Here is a 16,100-nt window from a genome sequence, read left to right on the forward strand (position 1 = left end):
GCAAAATCGAGCGTGTTCGGCCGGGGTCGGATCATTCTTTGGATCAACCACCGGAAATCCCTCCAGCGCCCCTCGTCCTATCAGAAGGCCGTGTTTGGCGGACTTCGTATCGATGGGGGATTGTCGATGAACGAGTGGAAACGGGCCGCGAGCAGAAATTTGCTGTTCGCCGCTTCGGCGATGTGGGCGCTGAGCGCTGGGGCCGCCTTGGCCCAGGCCGTGCCATTCAGGATCGACTCCCAGCCGGCCGCAACGGGCATTCCCCAGTTCGCCCGCCAGGCCGGCGTGCAGATCCTGATCCAGGCCGAGGCTGCGCAAGGCCGGCGCACCGCGCCGGTGCGCGGCGATCTGCCGGTGACGGTGGCGCTGGACCGACTGTTGGCCGGAACGGGGCTGGTGGTGATCTCCAATGACGGCAAGACGATCATCCTGGCCCCGCCTCGCGCCGGTCTGGTCAAGGCGCGCTGGTCGGCCGGCGGCGCCGAGGTGGCTCCGGCGCCCGCCGCGCTCGATCCGGTCGCGCCAGAGACGCCCAGCGTCATCGAGGAACTGATCGTCACTGGCACCCGCTCGACCTCCCGCACGGTCACGCAAAGCATGGCGCCGATCGACGTGCTGTCCTCCGTCGAACTGACCAAGAGCGGCAAGCAGTCCACGCGAGACCTCATCTCGACCTTGGTGCCTTCGGCCAATACGTCCAACAGCGGCGCCGGCGCCAGTTTCGCGGTCAAGACGGTCTCGTTGCGAGGCCTCAGCGCCGACCAGACGCTCGTTCTCGTCAACGGCAAGCGCAGACACAACACCGCCGTCCTGTTCGTCAATGGAACGACCCAGAACGGTCAGTCGCCGCCCGACCTCGATCTGATCCCGGCCGCTTCCATCGAACGTATCGAGGTGTTGCGAGACGGCGCCTCGGCTCAATACGGGTCGGACGCCCTGGCGGGCGTCATCAACATCATCCTCAAGGACGACGCCGAGGGGGGCTCGATGTCGGCCCTCTACGGCAAGACGGGCGAGGGTGACGGCGAGACCGGCCAGATCTCTGGCAACTTCGGCCTGAAGCTGGGCGAGACCGGCTATCTGAACCTGACCGGCGATGTTCGGATCACCGACCTGACCGATCGCGGCGACCTGACGCCCAACACCACGGTCATGTACTTCCCGCTCAACGCCCTGGGCCAACCGGTCAAGGTCGGCACGGCTGGCTCCAAACCCGATCCGCGCGAAGCGACCGCCAACCGCCATACCAGCCACCCAGGCTCGCCGGCCGTGCAGCTCTTCTCGCTCGGCTACAGCGCGGGATCGCAGGTCACGGACGACATCAAGGTCTACTCGTTTGGCACCTTCTCCAGCCGCAACACCGCAGCCTGGCTGACCTTCCGCAACCCCAACGCGTCAAACAACAACATCGCCGTCACGCCTGACGGCTACACCCCGCGCCTGTTCCTGAAGGACCGCGATTTCCAGGTGGCGCTCGGCGCGAAGTGGGCGGGCGTTCTTGGTTTTGACTGGGATCTCAGCTCGACCTTCAGCCGCAACGACGTCGGGTACTATGAGAATTCGCTGAACGCATCGATGGGACCGGCCAGCCCCACCCGCTTCTATATCGGCACGCTGAAATTCCAAGAGTGGACGACCAACCTCGACCTGACCCGCGAACTGGATACGGGTCTGTTCGAACGGCCGACCTTTGTGGCCCTGGGCGCCGAGTATCGCGACGATCAGTTCCAGATCGAAGCCGGCGAGCCGGCCTCCTACATCAACGGCGGCTATGTCGCCCCGGTCGGCAGCCCGCAAGCCGGCATTGTGTTCGCGGGCGGTTCGCAGGGCGTGACCGGCTTCCCGCCGTTCTCGGCCGGGGTCTTCTCGCGCAACAACACCAGTGTCTATGCCAATGTTGAGCAGAAGCTGACCGACAAGTGGGAAGTGGCCCTGGCCGGCCGTTTTGAACGATATTCGGATTTCGGCGACGCCAAGACCTTCAAGCTCTCAACCCGCTACGCCATCATCCCCGGCCTGGCGGTTCGCGGGACGGCCAGCACGGGCTTCCGCGCGCCGTCGCTGCAGCAGCAGCACTACGCGTCTTCCAGCACCATCGGCGTCATCGTTCCGCCAGCCACCACCACCCAGCTGTATCCTGTGCAGTTGCTTCCGCCGGACAACCCGGCGGCCATCGCCCTGGGGGCAAAGCCGCTGGAGGCCGAGAAGTCGACCAACTATTCGTTGGGCATCGTCGCCCAGCCCTTGCCTCGGATGAACGTCACGCTCGACGTTTATGAAATCAAGATCGAGAACCGCATCCTGCAAAGCGGCACCCTGGGACCGAACACGGCGGTCAGCACGGCGCTCGCCAGCCAGGGGTTAAACCCCCAGCAGGCGGCGTTCTACTACGGAAACTTCGCCGATACGACGACCCGGGGCATCGATCTGGTGGCCGACTACCGGACCGACTTTGGCGACTTCGGCGCGGTGCGCTGGACGGTTTCGGCCAACTTCAACAAGAGCAAGTTTGACCGCATCGTATCGCCGCCCGCAGCGCTGGCGGCCGCCGGTATCGTCTATATCGACCGGGTGAAGATCGGCGATCTGACGGTCGGCACGCCCAAGGACAAATACATCGCCGGCGCGGACTGGACCCTGGGCAAGTTCGACACCAACCTGCGGCTGACCCGCTATGGCGAGGTGATCCAGCGCACCTCGCTGGCGGCCAATGACGAAACGGTCAGTCCCAAATTGATCGCCGATCTTGATGTGAGCTACGCGGCCACCGACCACATCACGGTCAGCCTTGGGGCCAACAACCTGCTCAACGCCTATCCCGACAGCGTCAGGGCCGCCAATCGCGGCACGCCCGCTTTCGCCTACTACAATCAGTACTCTCCCTACGGGATCAGCGGCGGGTTCTACTACGCCCGGGTCGCCGCGAGGTTCTAACCTTGGTTCGCCGGTCCGGGCCCCTGGTCCGGACCGGCCCTTTCTTTGGCGAGCAGGCACATGACGCAGGATTCCTCGAACGGCGTGAGCCGTCGTCGGTTGTTTTCCCTCGGCGGCGGAGCGATCGCTGTCACGGGCGCCGTCGCCCTTCTTCCTCCCCTGGAGGCCGCCGCTGCAACGGCGGTCAGCGACGACACCCGCTTCGCCACGGCCGTCGAGGGCACCAATATCTGCGCCGTCGTCTCGCCCGACGGCTCGACCGTTGCTTTCGACATCTACGCCATGTTGTGGCTGCAACCCCTCGCCGGGGGGCCGGCCAGGCGCTTGACCGACGACATCTTCGAAATCGCTCAGCCCGACTGGTCGCCGGACGGTAAGACCCTGGTCTTCCAGTCCTATCGCGACGGGAATTTCCACATCTGGTCGATTGACGCGGATGGCTCCAACCTCAAACAGCTGACCAAGGGCGCCTTCGACTGCCGCGAGCCCCGCTACAGCCCCGACGGCCGCAAGATCGCCTTCGCATCCGACAGCCACGGCGGTCGCTACAGCATCCAGATCCTTGACCTGGAGACCGGCGCGATCGCGCCATTCAGCAACGGAACCACGGACGAGTTCGAGCCGTCGTGGTCGCCAGACGGCAAGGCCATCGCCTTCACCGTCGACAAGGTTCGCATCGACGTCCAGGACGCCACCGGCGCGCGGCGCACGGTGGCCCGGGTCAAGCCTTCAAGCGACCGCTTCAACGCCGCTTCGGTGGCCAGTCCCGCGTTCACGCCAGACGGCTCGGACGTGATCTACACCGCCATCGAGGGCGGAAAGGCCGAGTTGCGCAGCGCGGCTTCCGGCGCGATCGTCAGGGACGAGGATGTGTTCCCGTTCCGCGTCTCGTGGCTGCCCTCGGGCGAATTCCTCTACACGGCCGACGGCAAGATCCGCCGCCGCAAGCCCGGCGCCCCGGCGACGGCCATCGCCTTCTCGGTCACCGTGCCGGTGATCCGCCCGCGCTATGACAAGAAGAGCCGCGACTTCCTGTCGGCCAAATCCCGGCCGGTGGTCGGTATTGGCAGTCCGGCCCTGTCACCGGACGGAACTCGGATCGTATTCCGGGCTCTGAACGACCTCTACCTGCTGCCGATCGGCGGCAAGGCCGCCGCCCTAACCCGGGACCAGTTCAGCAAGGTCGATCCGGCCTGGTCGCCTGACGGCAAGACCTTGGCTTATTCCACCGACAAGGGCGGCAGTCTCGACATCTGGCTGCGCGACATGGCCAGCGGCGAGACCCGCCAGCTGACCCATTTCGACGGCGCGGCGGTGTCCAGCGCCTGGTCGCGGGACGGCAAGAGCCTCGCCTTCCTCAGTCAGAACGGCGGCCTGTTCATCGCAGACGCCATGACCGGCGAGACCCGCCGTCTCTATGCCGACCTATGGGAGCCCGGCAAGCCGACCTGGGGCCCGGGCGACAAGGCCATCGCCTACGCCGCCTTCAAGCCCTATTCGGCCCGCTTCCGCGAGGGCCTCAGTGAGATCCTCACGGTTGATGTCGAGACCGGCAAGGGGACCTATGCGCCCGTGGCGCCGCATCGCTCGCTGGGCACGCGCGGCGACGACGGCCCGGTCTGGTCTCCGGACGGCGCCCAGCTCGCGTTCGTCTTCGCCAGCCGTCTTCATGTTGCGCCCGTAGACGCCGCCGGCAAGTTCACCGGCCCGCCCAGACCGCTCAACGACGAGGTCACCGACGCGGTCAGCTACAGCGGCGACGGCAAGTTGTTGCTCTACATCTCGGCCGGCCAGCTGAAGCTGATCCCGGCGACCGGCGGCGCGCCCCGCGTCGTGCCGCACGGTCTGACCTGGACCAACCTCAAGCCCAAGGAACGCCTCCTGGTCCAAGCCGGCAAGCTGTGGGACGGCCGCTCGCCCGAACTGCGCCATGACGTCGACGTGCTGATCGAGGGCGGCAAGATCGTCTCGGTTTCGTCGCGCGGCGCGACCGTCCCCGACGGCGTTCAGGTGGTCGACGCCCGGGCCTCTACGGTGATGCCCGGTCTGATCGACATGCACACCCACCGCCAGATGCAGGGCTATGGCTATGGCGACCGCGAGGGACGCCTGTGGCTGTCGCTGGGCGTCACCACCACTCGCTCGCCCGGCGGTCCGGCCTATCACACGGTCGAGGACCAGGAGGCGATCGAGAGCGGCGCGCGCGTCGGCCCGCGCTACTACGCCACCGGCGAGGCCATCGACGGCTCGCGGATCTTCTACAACTTCATGCGGCCGGTGACCGAGCCCGGCCAGATGGCGCTGGAGATGAAGCGGGCCGAGGCCCTCTCCTACGATCTGATCAAGACCTATGTCCGTCTTTCGGGAGAGCGCCAGAAGGAGGTTGTTGACTGGGCGCACGCCAAGGGCCTGCCTCTGACGTCGCACTATCACTATCCGGCCCTGGGTCTGGGCATGGACGGCATGGAGCATCTGGGGGCGACCAGCCGCACCGGCTACTCGCGCACGGTCAGCGCGCTCGGAAACATCTATCAGGACGTCAATGCGGCCTTCCTGGCCAGCAAGGCCGCCCGCACCCCGACCCTGTTCACCTCGACGGCCCTGTTTGGCGATGATCGCTCGCTGGTCGACGATGAGCGCGTGCGCGCGCTCTATCCGCCTTGGGAGTATGCTCGCCTGCTGGAGCGCGCCAAGCTCATGGCGGCGACTGATCGGACGACCATTCTGGCCTCGCTGGAGCGCAATATCGCCGAGGTCGCGCGCACCGTCCGCGCGGGAGGGCGCATCGTCACCGGCACCGACTCGCCGATCGACTTCAACGCCGTCAGCCTGCACATGAACCTGCGAGCCATGGTGCGCTTTGGCCTGTCGCCGTTCGAGGCCCTTGTCACCGCCACCAGCGCCTCGGCCGACTATCTCGACGAACCCCTGGGTGTCGTCGCGCCTGGCGCCTATGCCGACCTGATCGTGGTGGACGGCGATCCTCTGGTCAGGATCGAGGACGCGGCAAAGGTCCAGACGGTGATCAAACACGGTCAGATCTATACGATCGCCGACCTGATGGCGCCCTTCGCGTCTCACGCCATGCATGCGTCCCTGAGCCAGCAGCGTCGTTTTGTTTGCGAGGCCAGCGCGGACTATTGGTGGCACGAACCGGCCTATCTTGCTCAGGCAAAGGCCTCATGTTGCGATGGTGCCTGCGGGTTCACGCCAAATCTTGGCTCCTGGGCCTAGACGGGTTCACTTCCAGGGCATTGTGTCGTTGGGTCGAGGGCCTGATCAGGGCCGCGCGACTCTGCCATTGGCTGCCAGTATAGGCGCCCCTAGCGGCATCCGTGTTGATGGTAAACGAGGGTGTCGCGGCCAGCCCCCGCTAACTGGAAATGCGCCAATGTTGTAAACCGCCCAAAACAGCTCATGTCGTATGCTATATCGCCGCCGATATTGACTGTCGTTCCCGGAGAACGCCTGCCCTCGGACCGAGGCTCCGCATAGCCTGTTAGGCTTTCCCGCCGCAGGGGGTATTCACCGGGACCGACATGCTTGGCGGTGGCGATCTGAATGTCCGAGATGGGAGCCGGAGCCAAAGCGTGCTTCCGACCCTGGGGGGGGGGGCGGCAGGTGCGTCCGTTTCCGACGTTGCGGCCTGGATTGCGCTTTAGATCGCCAGCGCCCATTCATAGTTCTCAGTCGCGTCCGTATTTGCGCACCTACTCTAGTCTACGAAATCCTATCCGGGAGTACGCTCGAACCGCCGACAGTGCGCTTCCGCCAGCGGCTTAACGCACGTCTGGGAAGGGGGCAAACAGGGTCCTGGTTCGGCGGCTCCGTCGAGGGGCAGGCCGCCTTGATCGATCCGGTGGTGTCCGGCGCGTTCCGGACCACCTTTAGCTCTGGGCGCGGTCGGAGCGACGCTATGCGCCGATAATCCAGATGCCGAGCGTACCTGCGACCGCCATGGTCTCGGCGCGATCAAAGACGATGCCATGCTCAGCATCCAGGATAATGCCGCTGATCCCAGCTTGCTTGGCATGGCGCAAAGTCTTCGGGCCGATCGCCGGCGGGTCCAGACCGATAGGCTGCTGAGGGGGGCGGAGCTTGACCAGGACGCGCCGGCCTTTCGGCGGGCGCTTGGCGGCTGAACGCAGCATGGTGTCGGTGCCGCTAGATTCCTGAGCGACCAGTTTACCGTCCTCAAAGATGACGGCCTGCGAGACGCTAAAACGGGGCTGACGTGTCGCCAACTGCAGCAGTGCCTGAGGGCGCAACTGCTCGCTGATCGCCAAGGCCTCAGCTTCGACATCTTGCGAAGAACCGCCGGCCGACAAGAGACCGGATCCTACCGAGAAAGCCTCTAGGAACAGGCTATGAGCCTGCGGCTGAATGCCTGCGTCCTGCAGGGCTTGCAGGTATGGGCGCATGACAGCCTCGATCGGCCCGCCACGCGCGCGCAGCGTCTTGAGCACCCCGCCGCCGATCGCGCCGAAGAGCTGACCCAAGACGTCCGCAGCCGAAAACACGCCGATATGCACCACGTGGGTTACGCCACGAGCCTTGAGTTGGTTAGCGACCGTACGCCAGGACGTAACGTTAAGCCGCTCACGCCCTGCTGGGGGTCGACGCCTCCATGTGAAGACCAAGGCCTCGGGCGCGATCTCGAGGAAAGCCTCGACCTGGCGTTCGACCGACCGGCCGGATCCTACCACGAGGCCCAACTGATCCGACGACGCCAAGTCTGGCGGTGGGTTACTCTGCCGCATCGTTCTTCTTACTCGGCTTTGATTGTCCCGGCGACGAGCGGCGGGGGCGGGCGGTCCGCTGACGCTTGGGCGAAGTCGCCCGCGCTGGCGGCGGGGCTGGACTACGCGACTTTTCGAACTCTTCGCACAGTTTCGCGAGTCGCTCTTCAAGGCGAGCCAGGGTGTCAAGCTGATAGCCCACATAAGCGTCGTGATTGGTCTTGAACTCGTACATGAGGAACAGGTGGCCGGCCTCCCGCCAGCCGGCTCCACAGTGCTGCTCGCCTGCGAAGTAGGGCCGGAAGGTGCTTGGGATGGCCACGCCCGCAGCGGCCATCGCCTCGGAAAGTTCGCGCCAAGCTTCCTCCTCGAGCCGCGTCTTGCGGGCGCGCTTAGGTCCTGCCAAGTGCTCGATGGCCTCCAGGCAGAAGCCGCTCTTCATCCAACCGCCCCTGTCCGGGCGGTCCTTGCGATGTGTTGCTTTTTGTTCGTCCTCGATCCAGGCGGATACGCCATCCTGAAAGTGCTTGGCGACCTTCAGATCATGTTCGCCGTCGAACTTGGCGCGGAGCAGGAAGCGGCCGGTCACCGAGCCGAGGCCGCTCAGAGCGCAGCGACGGCCAGCGCGAAGCGCATCCTCGTTCGAGACCGGGCGGCCGCCTTGCAGCAGCGCCTCGACGCGCTTTTCGACGCTGTGTGTCGCCGTTTCGATGAGTTGGATGGCGTAGTGGGCAGGGATGTGGATGAGCGCGCCAGCCGCGACGCCGGCCAACAGCACCGCAGGGGTGTTGGCAGTGACCGCGCCATGGCCGCCGCCGAGTACGACCGCGGCGCCGGCAGCGCTGGCGCTGGCGATGAGGCCCGCAACCAGCTTGAGGGCTTTTGAGGTCTGGGACATGACGTCCTCCCGTGTTGACCTTTCTACCCTCGCAAGTGCGAGCGTTGTTCTCGACACGAAGTTGACGATTTCGGGAAACTCTTCCCCTGACCAACGCCCACGCAAAGTTATCCACAGCCCATATCTCGGTTAACGGGGAGGGGGATTTCGGCTGTGGGAATTATCTGGGTTTTTCTCGCCGGTATTTCGACGCGCGGAGAGGTTGAGAGAGCGGCGTCTTGGTTGACGGCGGACAATTTATTCTTGCAATGAAACTGTCAAAATTTCTCAAGGGAAATTTTGACCAAGGGGGTGAAAATTGGGGGCGCCGGTGGCGAGGGAAACGTACAAAGCGTTCGCAAAACTTACGCCTGAACGGCAACAGATCGCACTAAACCTTCTGAATGACCTAGGCGCGACGGCGGATGAACAAGCTGCGCGGCGAGCGATCGCCTACGTGTTGGCCGAGTACCGGGGGCCGCGCCGCAGCTGGCAGCAGCTTGCCGATGCGATTGCAGCGTTGAACAACAGCCTAGAGTTGCCGGAGACGGAGATCGGGAAGAAGAATCTCATCAACTTCGTGTCGCGCGAGGTTGAGAAGCCGAGCGTCGAGGTGTTGGGGCTTTATGCTCTCTACGCGTGGGAGTGCCTGGAAGACGAAGCGGTTGGCAAGTCGCTGCGCGATGCCTGCTTCAGCGAGCAGTTGCAGGCCCTTGAGTGGGTCAAGAAAATCCTCTCCACGGGTGTGCGGCCTTTGGCCTTTCCACCCGCACCTGTCAAAACCTCGCCCGAGGCAGCCGAAGAACCGCCGGAAGCCAAGGGCATCACGTTGGCGCGTGTTCGGGAGATTTTCGAGGAACGGATCGTCGACTACCTAAGCGACGACCAGGTTCGTCAGCGTTTGGACTGGTCCCCCGACACCGAGCAGGCCGGCTACCTCTGCTTCCGCGCCGCTTTGGGCCAGGAGCGGATGGTGGTGCAGTCCTTCCTCACCATTCTATCGCCCAAGCGCAGTCAAACGCCCTTCTGGACCTTTGCCCATGTCTATAGGCGCAAGGGCCACGGTCAGCTGCGCGCGGCCGGCGGCGTCATTCTGACTACGACCCACGCCCTCTACATGGTCGGCGGCGAAGGCTGGATCGATCCAGAACACGCCGAGGAAGAGCGGGTGATCTACAACACCATCAAGCCGACGACCTTGACCATGTTCTCCATTCCGATGGGCGCTCTAGGCAAGAAAGAGACTACCCTGCCCGGCGTAGCGATGACGGCTAACGGCAAGGATGAGCCGATTGTCAGTCGGGTCGCGCTACGGCGGGTGAACGCCATGAGCCACAAGGATGTCCTGAGCCTCATTCCGGTTGAAGCCTTCCAAGATCACCTGCTCGACTTGGCCACCAAGGGCGATCGCATCCACATCGTCGGGCTTTTAGAAGGGGATACGAGCCCAGGACGTCAGGACCCGCTAAGCAAGGAAGCTGATCGGATCCTGACCTATATAAATAACAGGCCGACTTCCCATTTCCTCGACGCCAAGGACGACAAGGGGGATGTGCTGGACGAGAAGCATCTGCTCAGTCTGATCAACAAGATTTTCGTCAACGCCAAGGGCGGAGCCAAGTATCGGGCGCCGGACGAATCGCCTTTCCGGTTTGACTTGCACCAGTGGTTTCACGCCCTGGACGCGGCTGACATCCAGTAGCCGCCCTAGTCGGACTCAGCGAGGCAAGAAGCGTAACGTTCAACCACCCATAGCAGCCTGTCTAGGACGGTGGTTGCACACGCGGTCCAAACCATCGGGGGCATTCCCAGAGTGGCCTGCCGTTAGATTTTATCAAGCTATGGCAATGGGTTACGGGATTTCCGGGAAAGAAAAACTATTGGCGGGAAACTGCCGAAATATCCGATCGCGCGGGCTACGAATCTGAGGGTCGGCCTTCTTCTCGTTCCGGGCGCGCCATTTCGGTTTGAGACCGAAAACTCCTAAAATTCCTGGGTTTCGCCTTCGCTGCTTCAGGGCTTCGGGGCCTTGGCCCTTGTCCTGTCGCCGCCCCTGGCTCGCCGTATCATTTCATCGTCGACGTCGGTCTGGACCTTCCCTCAGCGCCACAGCCTGAGGCTGCAAGACCTGACGCCAGACTGCGCTGACGGCGCACGAAGCCGTGAAGCTCGTCGCGAACCCCAAGATCCTCTGTCCCGGCATTTCCCCGATGATCCGGCGATTTCGTCCGGTGACGTACGGAACCGGCGAAACCTCATCGTCGGTATGCGCTTATGATCGTGACATAATGTCGCTCCCCCAGAGGTTGTCTAATTTACTCAAATTTAATCGCCCCCTCCCAAGGTCATGATCAAGCAATCGAATTCGCATATCGGCGATATCTACTGCTGTGGGGCTCGATGTGTTGAAAGATGTCGAATTTCTTCCGGTCTCATTCGCCGGCAGTTTGACTGTATCAAATATTGAGACCGCTCAAGCCGAGTTGGGGGCGGCTGTTCGTCAGAGCAGCTCTGTTCTGATCGATCTCGGCGGCGTCAGCGAGGCGGATCTTACCTTCATTCAACTGATCGAAGCCGCGCGGCGGCGGGTCAGTGAGACGGGCGGCGAACTGACGCTGCGCGATCCCGCCGATGGGGCGGTGCTTGAGGTGCTGCGGCGCGGCGGTTTCCTCGACGACGATGGTTCTGACCGCGCCAAGTTCTGGCTTAAAGAGGCGACCCAGCAATGACCGCGATCCTGACCGTGGATGACTCCGCCAGCATTCGGCAGGCCATCAAGATCGCCCTGAGCGGTGAAGGCTATGCCGTCACCGAGGCCGTGAACGGCCAGGACGGTCTGGATAAGGGCGCCGCCGGCGGCTACGACCTGATCGTCACCGACCTGAATATGCCGGTCATGGACGGCCTGGCCATGATCCGCGAGCTCCGCAAGCGGCCGGCCGGCGCGGGCGTGCCGATCCTGTTCCTGACCACTGAATCCGACGCCGAGATCAAGGCCCAGGCCAAGGCGGCCGGCGCCACGGGCTGGCTGACCAAGCCGTTCGACCCCGAACAGCTGATCCGCGTCGTCAAGAAGGTCCTGGCCAAGTGAGCGCCCTCGATCCCATCGAGACCTTCCGCCAGGAAGCCCAGGAACTGCTTGAGGAGATCGAGCAGGGGCTGCTCGATCTGGCCCATCGTCCCGGGGATCGTGAGCTGGTCGACGCGGTGTTCCGCGGCCTGCACACTCTGAAGGGCTCGGGCGCCATGTTCGGCTTTGACGCCCTGGCCGCCTTCACCCATCACTGCGAAACCGCCTTTGACCGCGTCCGCAAGGGCGAGGTGGCCGCCACCTCCGCCCTGGTTGGCGCGGTGCTGGCCTGTCAGGACCATATGCGCGCCCTGGCCGAGGGCCGTCCCGCCTCGGAAGCCACGGGCCAGGCGCTGCTGACGGAGTTGCACCGCGTCGTCGAGGGCGCGGGCCAGCCGGGGACCGAAGCCACGGCGCCCGCCGCCCCCGCCCTCAACACCTGGCGCGTGAAGTTCAGCCTGCCGGCCGACGCCCTGGTCAACGGCACCCGCCCCCTGCCGCTGCTGGATGAATTGCGCGAGCTTGGCGACTGCCACGTCGTGGCGGTGACTGACGCGGTGCCCGCCTTTGACGATCTGGTCGCGACCGAGTGCCACCTGGCGTGGGATGTCACCCTGACGACCAAGTATGGGCGCGACGCGATCGAGGATGTCTTCATCTTCGTGATCGACGACATGACCCTGGACATCCAGGACCTGACCGCGCCCCTGGTCGAGGCCGAGGAGGCCGCCGCCGCGGCGCCTGTCGCCGGCGCCGTTGACGAGGCGCCCGCCGCCGCCGAGGGACGAAACGCCAAGTCCGGCGACACTGTCCGTGTTCCGGCCGAGCGTCTGGACGAGATGATGGACCGGGTCGGCGAGCTGGTCATCGCCCAGTCGCGTCTCAAGCAACTGGCCAATTCCAGCAGCGACATCGCCCTGCGTTCGGTCGCCGAAGAGATCGAGCGCCTGGCCGCCGAAATGCGCGACACCATGATGGTCGTGCGCATGGTGCCGATCGCCCAGCTGTTTGGCCGCTTCCGCCGGCTAATCCACGATCTGGCCCGGGACACCGGCAAGACCATCGAGCTGTCGACCGAGGGTGAGGCCACCGAGCTGGACAAGACGGTGATCGAGCGCCTGGCCGACCCGCTGATCCATCTGATCCGCAACGCCGCCGACCACGGTCTGGAAAACCCCGAGCAACGTCTGGCCGCCGGGAAGCCCGAAGCGGGCCATGTCGTGCTGGCCGCCCGTCAGTCGGGCGCCGAGGTGGTGATCACCATCACTGATGACGGCCGTGGCGTCGACCGCGCCCGCGTCCGCGCCAAGGCCGAGGAAAACGGCCTGATCCAGCCGGGCCAGGTGCTGAACGACAACGAACTGCTGCAGCTGATCTTCGCCCCGGGCTTCTCGACGGCGGCGACGATCACCAACCTGTCAGGGCGCGGCGTGGGCATGGACGTGGTCAAGCGCACCATTGAAGGCCTACGCGGTTCGATCGAGCTTTCCAGCACGCCGGGCGAAGGCTCTGTCGTCTCCCTGCGCATCCCCCTGACCCTGGCGATCATAGACGGCCTGTTGGTTCGTGTCGGAACCGCGCGCTACGTCATTCCGCTGGCTTCGGTGGAAGAGTGCGTCGAGCTGTCGGTCGAGCAGGATGTCCGCTCGACGGGCCGTAGCCTGATCACCCTGCGCGACCAGTTGGTGCCGTTCATCCGGCTGCGTCAGATGTTCTTCACCGGCCTCGCGCCGGATCCGCATCAGAAGATCGTGGTCGTCCAGGCCGGACAGGACCGCGTGGGCCTGGTCGTCGACCAGATCCTTGGCGACCACCAGACCGTCATCAAGGCCCTGTCGGGCTTCCATGCCGAGGTCGGCGCCTTCTCGGGCGCGACGATCCTGGGCGATGGCGGCGTCGCCCTGATCCTGGACATCGGCCACCTGGTCGCGGCCGGCGCTCGCCCGGACGCGCAGATGCGGGCGGCCAGCTGATGGGAGCGCAAGTCATGACCGCTGAAGTCCTGGACGGCCCGATCGAGGCGCTGACCTTCGACCTACAGGGAGAGACCTTCGCCCTGGAGGCCGGTCTGGTGCGCGAGGTCCTGGACATGCTGCCCGAGACCGCCGTCCCCGGCGCTCCACCCTTCGTGGGCGCGGTGATCAACTTCCGTGGACGGGTGATCCCGCTGGTCGACCTTCGCCTGGCCTTCGACATGACGGCCGGAATGACCACCATCGACAGCCGCATCGTCGTTATCGAGTATGATCTTGACGGTGAGCCCACCCTGATCGGCCTGCGGGCCGACAAGGTGCATGAGGTGACCTCGATCACCCTGGACACCACCGAGCAGGCCCCGCGCGTGGGCATGAGCTGGCGCGCGGATTTCATTCGTCTGCTGGCGCGACGGAATGGCGACCTGATCGTCATCCCCGACCTTGACCAGATCTTCGCGGCGCGGGGCCGGTCGGCCGCTACCGTCACCCCCATCACCGCGCCGCAAGGCTGAGCTGGAACTTCACCATGCGCTTCACGATCAAGTTGAAACTGACGGCGGCCTTCACGCTGCTGACCCTGCTGATGGTCGGCGCCGCCAGCTTTGGCGCGCTTGAAATGAGCAAGCTGAGCCGGCTGCAGGACGCCCTTGTCACGGGGCCGGCGGCGCAACTGCAGCGCGCCCAGACCCTCAATGTCGCTTTCATGGAGATCGTCGGCGCACAGCGGGGCATGGCCCTGGCTGAAGGCGACGCAACGCTGAAGGTCGAGAGCGCTCGCGCCGAAAAGCAGAGCCGCGCGGCCGCGACCGTGCTCCAGGCGGGCCTGTCGGCCGCCCAGGGCGCGGATGAAAAGACCAAGTGGGAAACCCTGCGGACCGAATGGGACCAGTTCGCCGCGATCAACGACCGTGTCCGGACGCTGATCCTGGACGATAAGCGTGAAAGCGCCAAGGCGTTGATGATGGGCGAGCAGGAGCAAGTCGCCGGTCAGGCCAGCCGCGTCATTGGTGAGCTTGTCGCCTTCAGCGACCAACGCCTGCAGACCTCGGACGAGGAAAGCGACGCCATCTCCAAGAGTTCGCGCACCGTTCTTCTTGGTCTGATCAGCGTTTCGGTGCTGATCGCAATCGCGGCCGCGATCTGGATCTCCCGCACCATCGGCCAGGGCCTGACCAAGATCGACACCCTGGCCCGCGCGGTGGCCCTGGGTGATCTGGACCAGCACGTCACCACGACATCGAACGACGAGATCAGCGATCTCATCGCGACGATCAACACCATGACCAACAATCTGCGGGCGACCGCCGCCGTGGCGGACCGGGTCGCCGAGGGCGATCTGGGCATGGACGTCACGCCCGTGTCCGACAAGGACACCCTGGGCATCGCACTGCGCCAGATGGTCGAGAACCTGCGCGCCACCGCGTTGCTGGCCGATCAGGTGGCCGAGGGTGATCTGACCATCGATCCCCAGCCGATGTCGGCCAGGGACGTGCTTGGCCAGGCGCTCAGCAAGATGGTCGAGCGGCTGCGCGGCGTGGTTGGCGACGCGATCTCGGCGTCGGAGAACGTTTCGGCGGGTAGCCAGGAGCTGTCGGCAGCCTCGGAGCAGGTCAGCCAGGGCGCCACCGAGCAGGCGTCCGCCGCCGAGGAGGCTTCGGCCTCGATGGAACAGATGGCCGCCAACATCAAACAGAACGCCGACAACGCCACCCAGACCGAGAAGATCGCCCGCCAGTCGGCTCAGGACGCCGAAGTCTCGGGCGCGGCCGTCAACCGCGCCGTCGAGGCCATGCGCACGATCGCCGAGAAGATCACCATCGTTCAGGAAATCGCCCGCCAGACCGACCTGCTGGCCCTGAACGCCGCCGTCGAGGCCGCCCGGGCCGGCGAGCATGGCCGCGGCTTCGCGGTGGTCGCCTCTGAAGTGCGCAAGCTGGCCGAGCGGTCGCAGACCGCCGCCACCGAGATCGGCGCGGTGTCGTCCGACACGGTCAAGGCCGCCCAGTCGGCCGGCGAGATGCTGACCAGCCTGGTGCCCAATATCCGCCGGACGGCCGAACTGGTCTCCGAGATCAGCGCCGCCTGCCGCGAGCAGGACATCGGCGCCTCGCAGATCAACCAGGCCATCCAGCAGCTCGATACCGTCACCCAGCAGAACGCCAGCGCCTCCGAGCAGATGTCGGCGACCTCCGAGGAGCTGGCCGCCCAGGCCGAGGAACTGCAGACCTCCATCGCCTACTTCCGCCTGTCGACCTCGCCCTCCTTCGCCGCTCGCGGCAAGCCGGCCCCGGTCGTGCGCCTGGCGGCCGGCAAGGGCGCCAAGTCCGCACCGCCGCGTCCGGCGGCGCGCAAAATGGCTTCACGGGGTGGCGGCGTTGCTGTCCAGCAGGCGCGCGCCCAAGGCTTCGCGCTGGACCTGAACCAGGGCGGCCCAGACCAGGCCGACACTGAGTTCACTGAATACTGATGTTCCGACCGCTTCGCCCTTAGTCCAAGGATCAAGA

The 16,100-nt window shown here is 65.0% G+C and carries 10 protein-coding genes; 8 read left to right on the plus strand and 2 right to left on the minus strand.

The window, feature by feature from the left end; genetic code table 11:
* The first annotated feature begins 126 nt into the window (after window positions 1-126).
* Both ACQY9P_RS09365 and ACQY9P_RS09370 read left to right on the plus strand, forming a co-directional pair.
* Entirely contained in the window at window positions 127-2,934 is a 2,808-nt protein-coding gene (locus ACQY9P_RS09365; protein WP_421739528.1) for a TonB-dependent receptor domain-containing protein, read from the plus strand.
* A gap of 60 nt (window positions 2,935-2,994) precedes the next feature.
* Entirely contained in the window at window positions 2,995-6,168 is a 3,174-nt protein-coding gene (locus ACQY9P_RS09370; protein WP_421739527.1) for a DPP IV N-terminal domain-containing protein, read from the plus strand.
* Between the two features lie 680 nt (window positions 6,169-6,848).
* Here ACQY9P_RS09370 and lpxI read toward each other — a convergent pair.
* Together lpxI and ACQY9P_RS09380 are read right to left on the minus strand one after the other, a co-directional pair.
* Window positions 6,849-7,469: a UDP-2,3-diacylglucosamine diphosphatase LpxI domain-containing protein gene (gene lpxI, locus ACQY9P_RS09375; RefSeq protein ID WP_421739526.1), complete on the minus strand. Its 621-nt coding sequence runs from the start codon at window positions 7,467-7,469 to the stop codon at window positions 6,849-6,851.
* Between the two features lie 211 nt (window positions 7,470-7,680).
* Window positions 7,681-8,571 carry a hypothetical protein gene (locus ACQY9P_RS09380; protein WP_421739525.1) on the minus strand — a complete coding sequence of 297 codons (891 nt, stop codon included), beginning with the start codon at window positions 8,569-8,571 and terminating at the stop codon, window positions 7,681-7,683.
* A 310-nt stretch (window positions 8,572-8,881) separates the two neighbouring features.
* Between ACQY9P_RS09380 and ACQY9P_RS09385 the strand changes: the two genes are divergently transcribed.
* From ACQY9P_RS09385 to ACQY9P_RS09410, 6 genes are all read left to right on the plus strand, one after another.
* Window positions 8,882-10,252, plus strand: coding sequence for a hypothetical protein (locus ACQY9P_RS09385; protein WP_421739524.1), 1,371 nt, complete (start codon window positions 8,882-8,884; stop codon window positions 10,250-10,252).
* A gap of 703 nt (window positions 10,253-10,955) precedes the next feature.
* Window positions 10,956-11,279 (plus strand): STAS domain-containing protein, encoded by a 324-nt coding sequence (locus tag ACQY9P_RS09390; RefSeq protein WP_421739523.1) that lies wholly within the window; start codon window positions 10,956-10,958, stop codon window positions 11,277-11,279.
* Window positions 11,276-11,641, plus strand: coding sequence for a response regulator (locus ACQY9P_RS09395; protein WP_421739522.1), 366 nt, complete (start codon window positions 11,276-11,278; stop codon window positions 11,639-11,641). The genes ACQY9P_RS09390 and ACQY9P_RS09395 overlap by 4 nt, the downstream gene beginning before the upstream one ends.
* Window positions 11,638-13,593, plus strand: a complete 1,956-nt coding sequence (locus ACQY9P_RS09400) for a chemotaxis protein CheA (RefSeq protein WP_421739521.1) — start codon at window positions 11,638-11,640, stop codon at window positions 13,591-13,593. Before ACQY9P_RS09395 ends, ACQY9P_RS09400 begins: the two co-directional genes overlap by 4 nt.
* A gap of 14 nt (window positions 13,594-13,607) precedes the next feature.
* A complete protein-coding gene (locus ACQY9P_RS09405; protein WP_421739520.1) occupies window positions 13,608-14,108 on the plus strand; it encodes a chemotaxis protein CheW in 501 nt (166 codons plus the stop codon).
* Window positions 14,109-14,122: 14 nt separating this feature from the next.
* Window positions 14,123-16,063, plus strand: coding sequence for a methyl-accepting chemotaxis protein (locus ACQY9P_RS09410; RefSeq protein ID WP_421739519.1), 1,941 nt, complete (start codon window positions 14,123-14,125; stop codon window positions 16,061-16,063).
* Window positions 16,064-16,100: the final 37 nt, after the last annotated feature.

Source organism: Caulobacter sp., assembly GCF_965279145.1.
Taxonomy (GTDB): domain Bacteria; phylum Pseudomonadota; class Alphaproteobacteria; order Caulobacterales; family Caulobacteraceae; genus Caulobacter.

Bases quoted from the DNA above. Each gene is read 5' to 3' on its own strand.
- ACQY9P_RS09365 (WP_421739528.1), top strand. From the start codon at position 127: ATGAACGAGTGGAAACGGGCCGCGAGCAGAAATTTGCTGTTCGCCGCT.
- ACQY9P_RS09370 (WP_421739527.1), top strand. From the start codon at position 2,995: ATGACGCAGGATTCCTCGAACGGCGTGAGCCGTCGTCGGTTGTTTTCC.
- ACQY9P_RS09380 (WP_421739525.1), bottom strand. From the start codon at position 8,571: ATGTCCCAGACCTCAAAAGCCCTCAAGCTGGTTGCGGGCCTCATCGCC.
- ACQY9P_RS09395 (WP_421739522.1), top strand. From the start codon at position 11,276: ATGACCGCGATCCTGACCGTGGATGACTCCGCCAGCATTCGGCAGGCC.
- ACQY9P_RS09405 (WP_421739520.1), top strand. From the start codon at position 13,608: ATGACCGCTGAAGTCCTGGACGGCCCGATCGAGGCGCTGACCTTCGAC.
- ACQY9P_RS09410 (WP_421739519.1), top strand. From the start codon at position 14,123: ATGCGCTTCACGATCAAGTTGAAACTGACGGCGGCCTTCACGCTGCTG.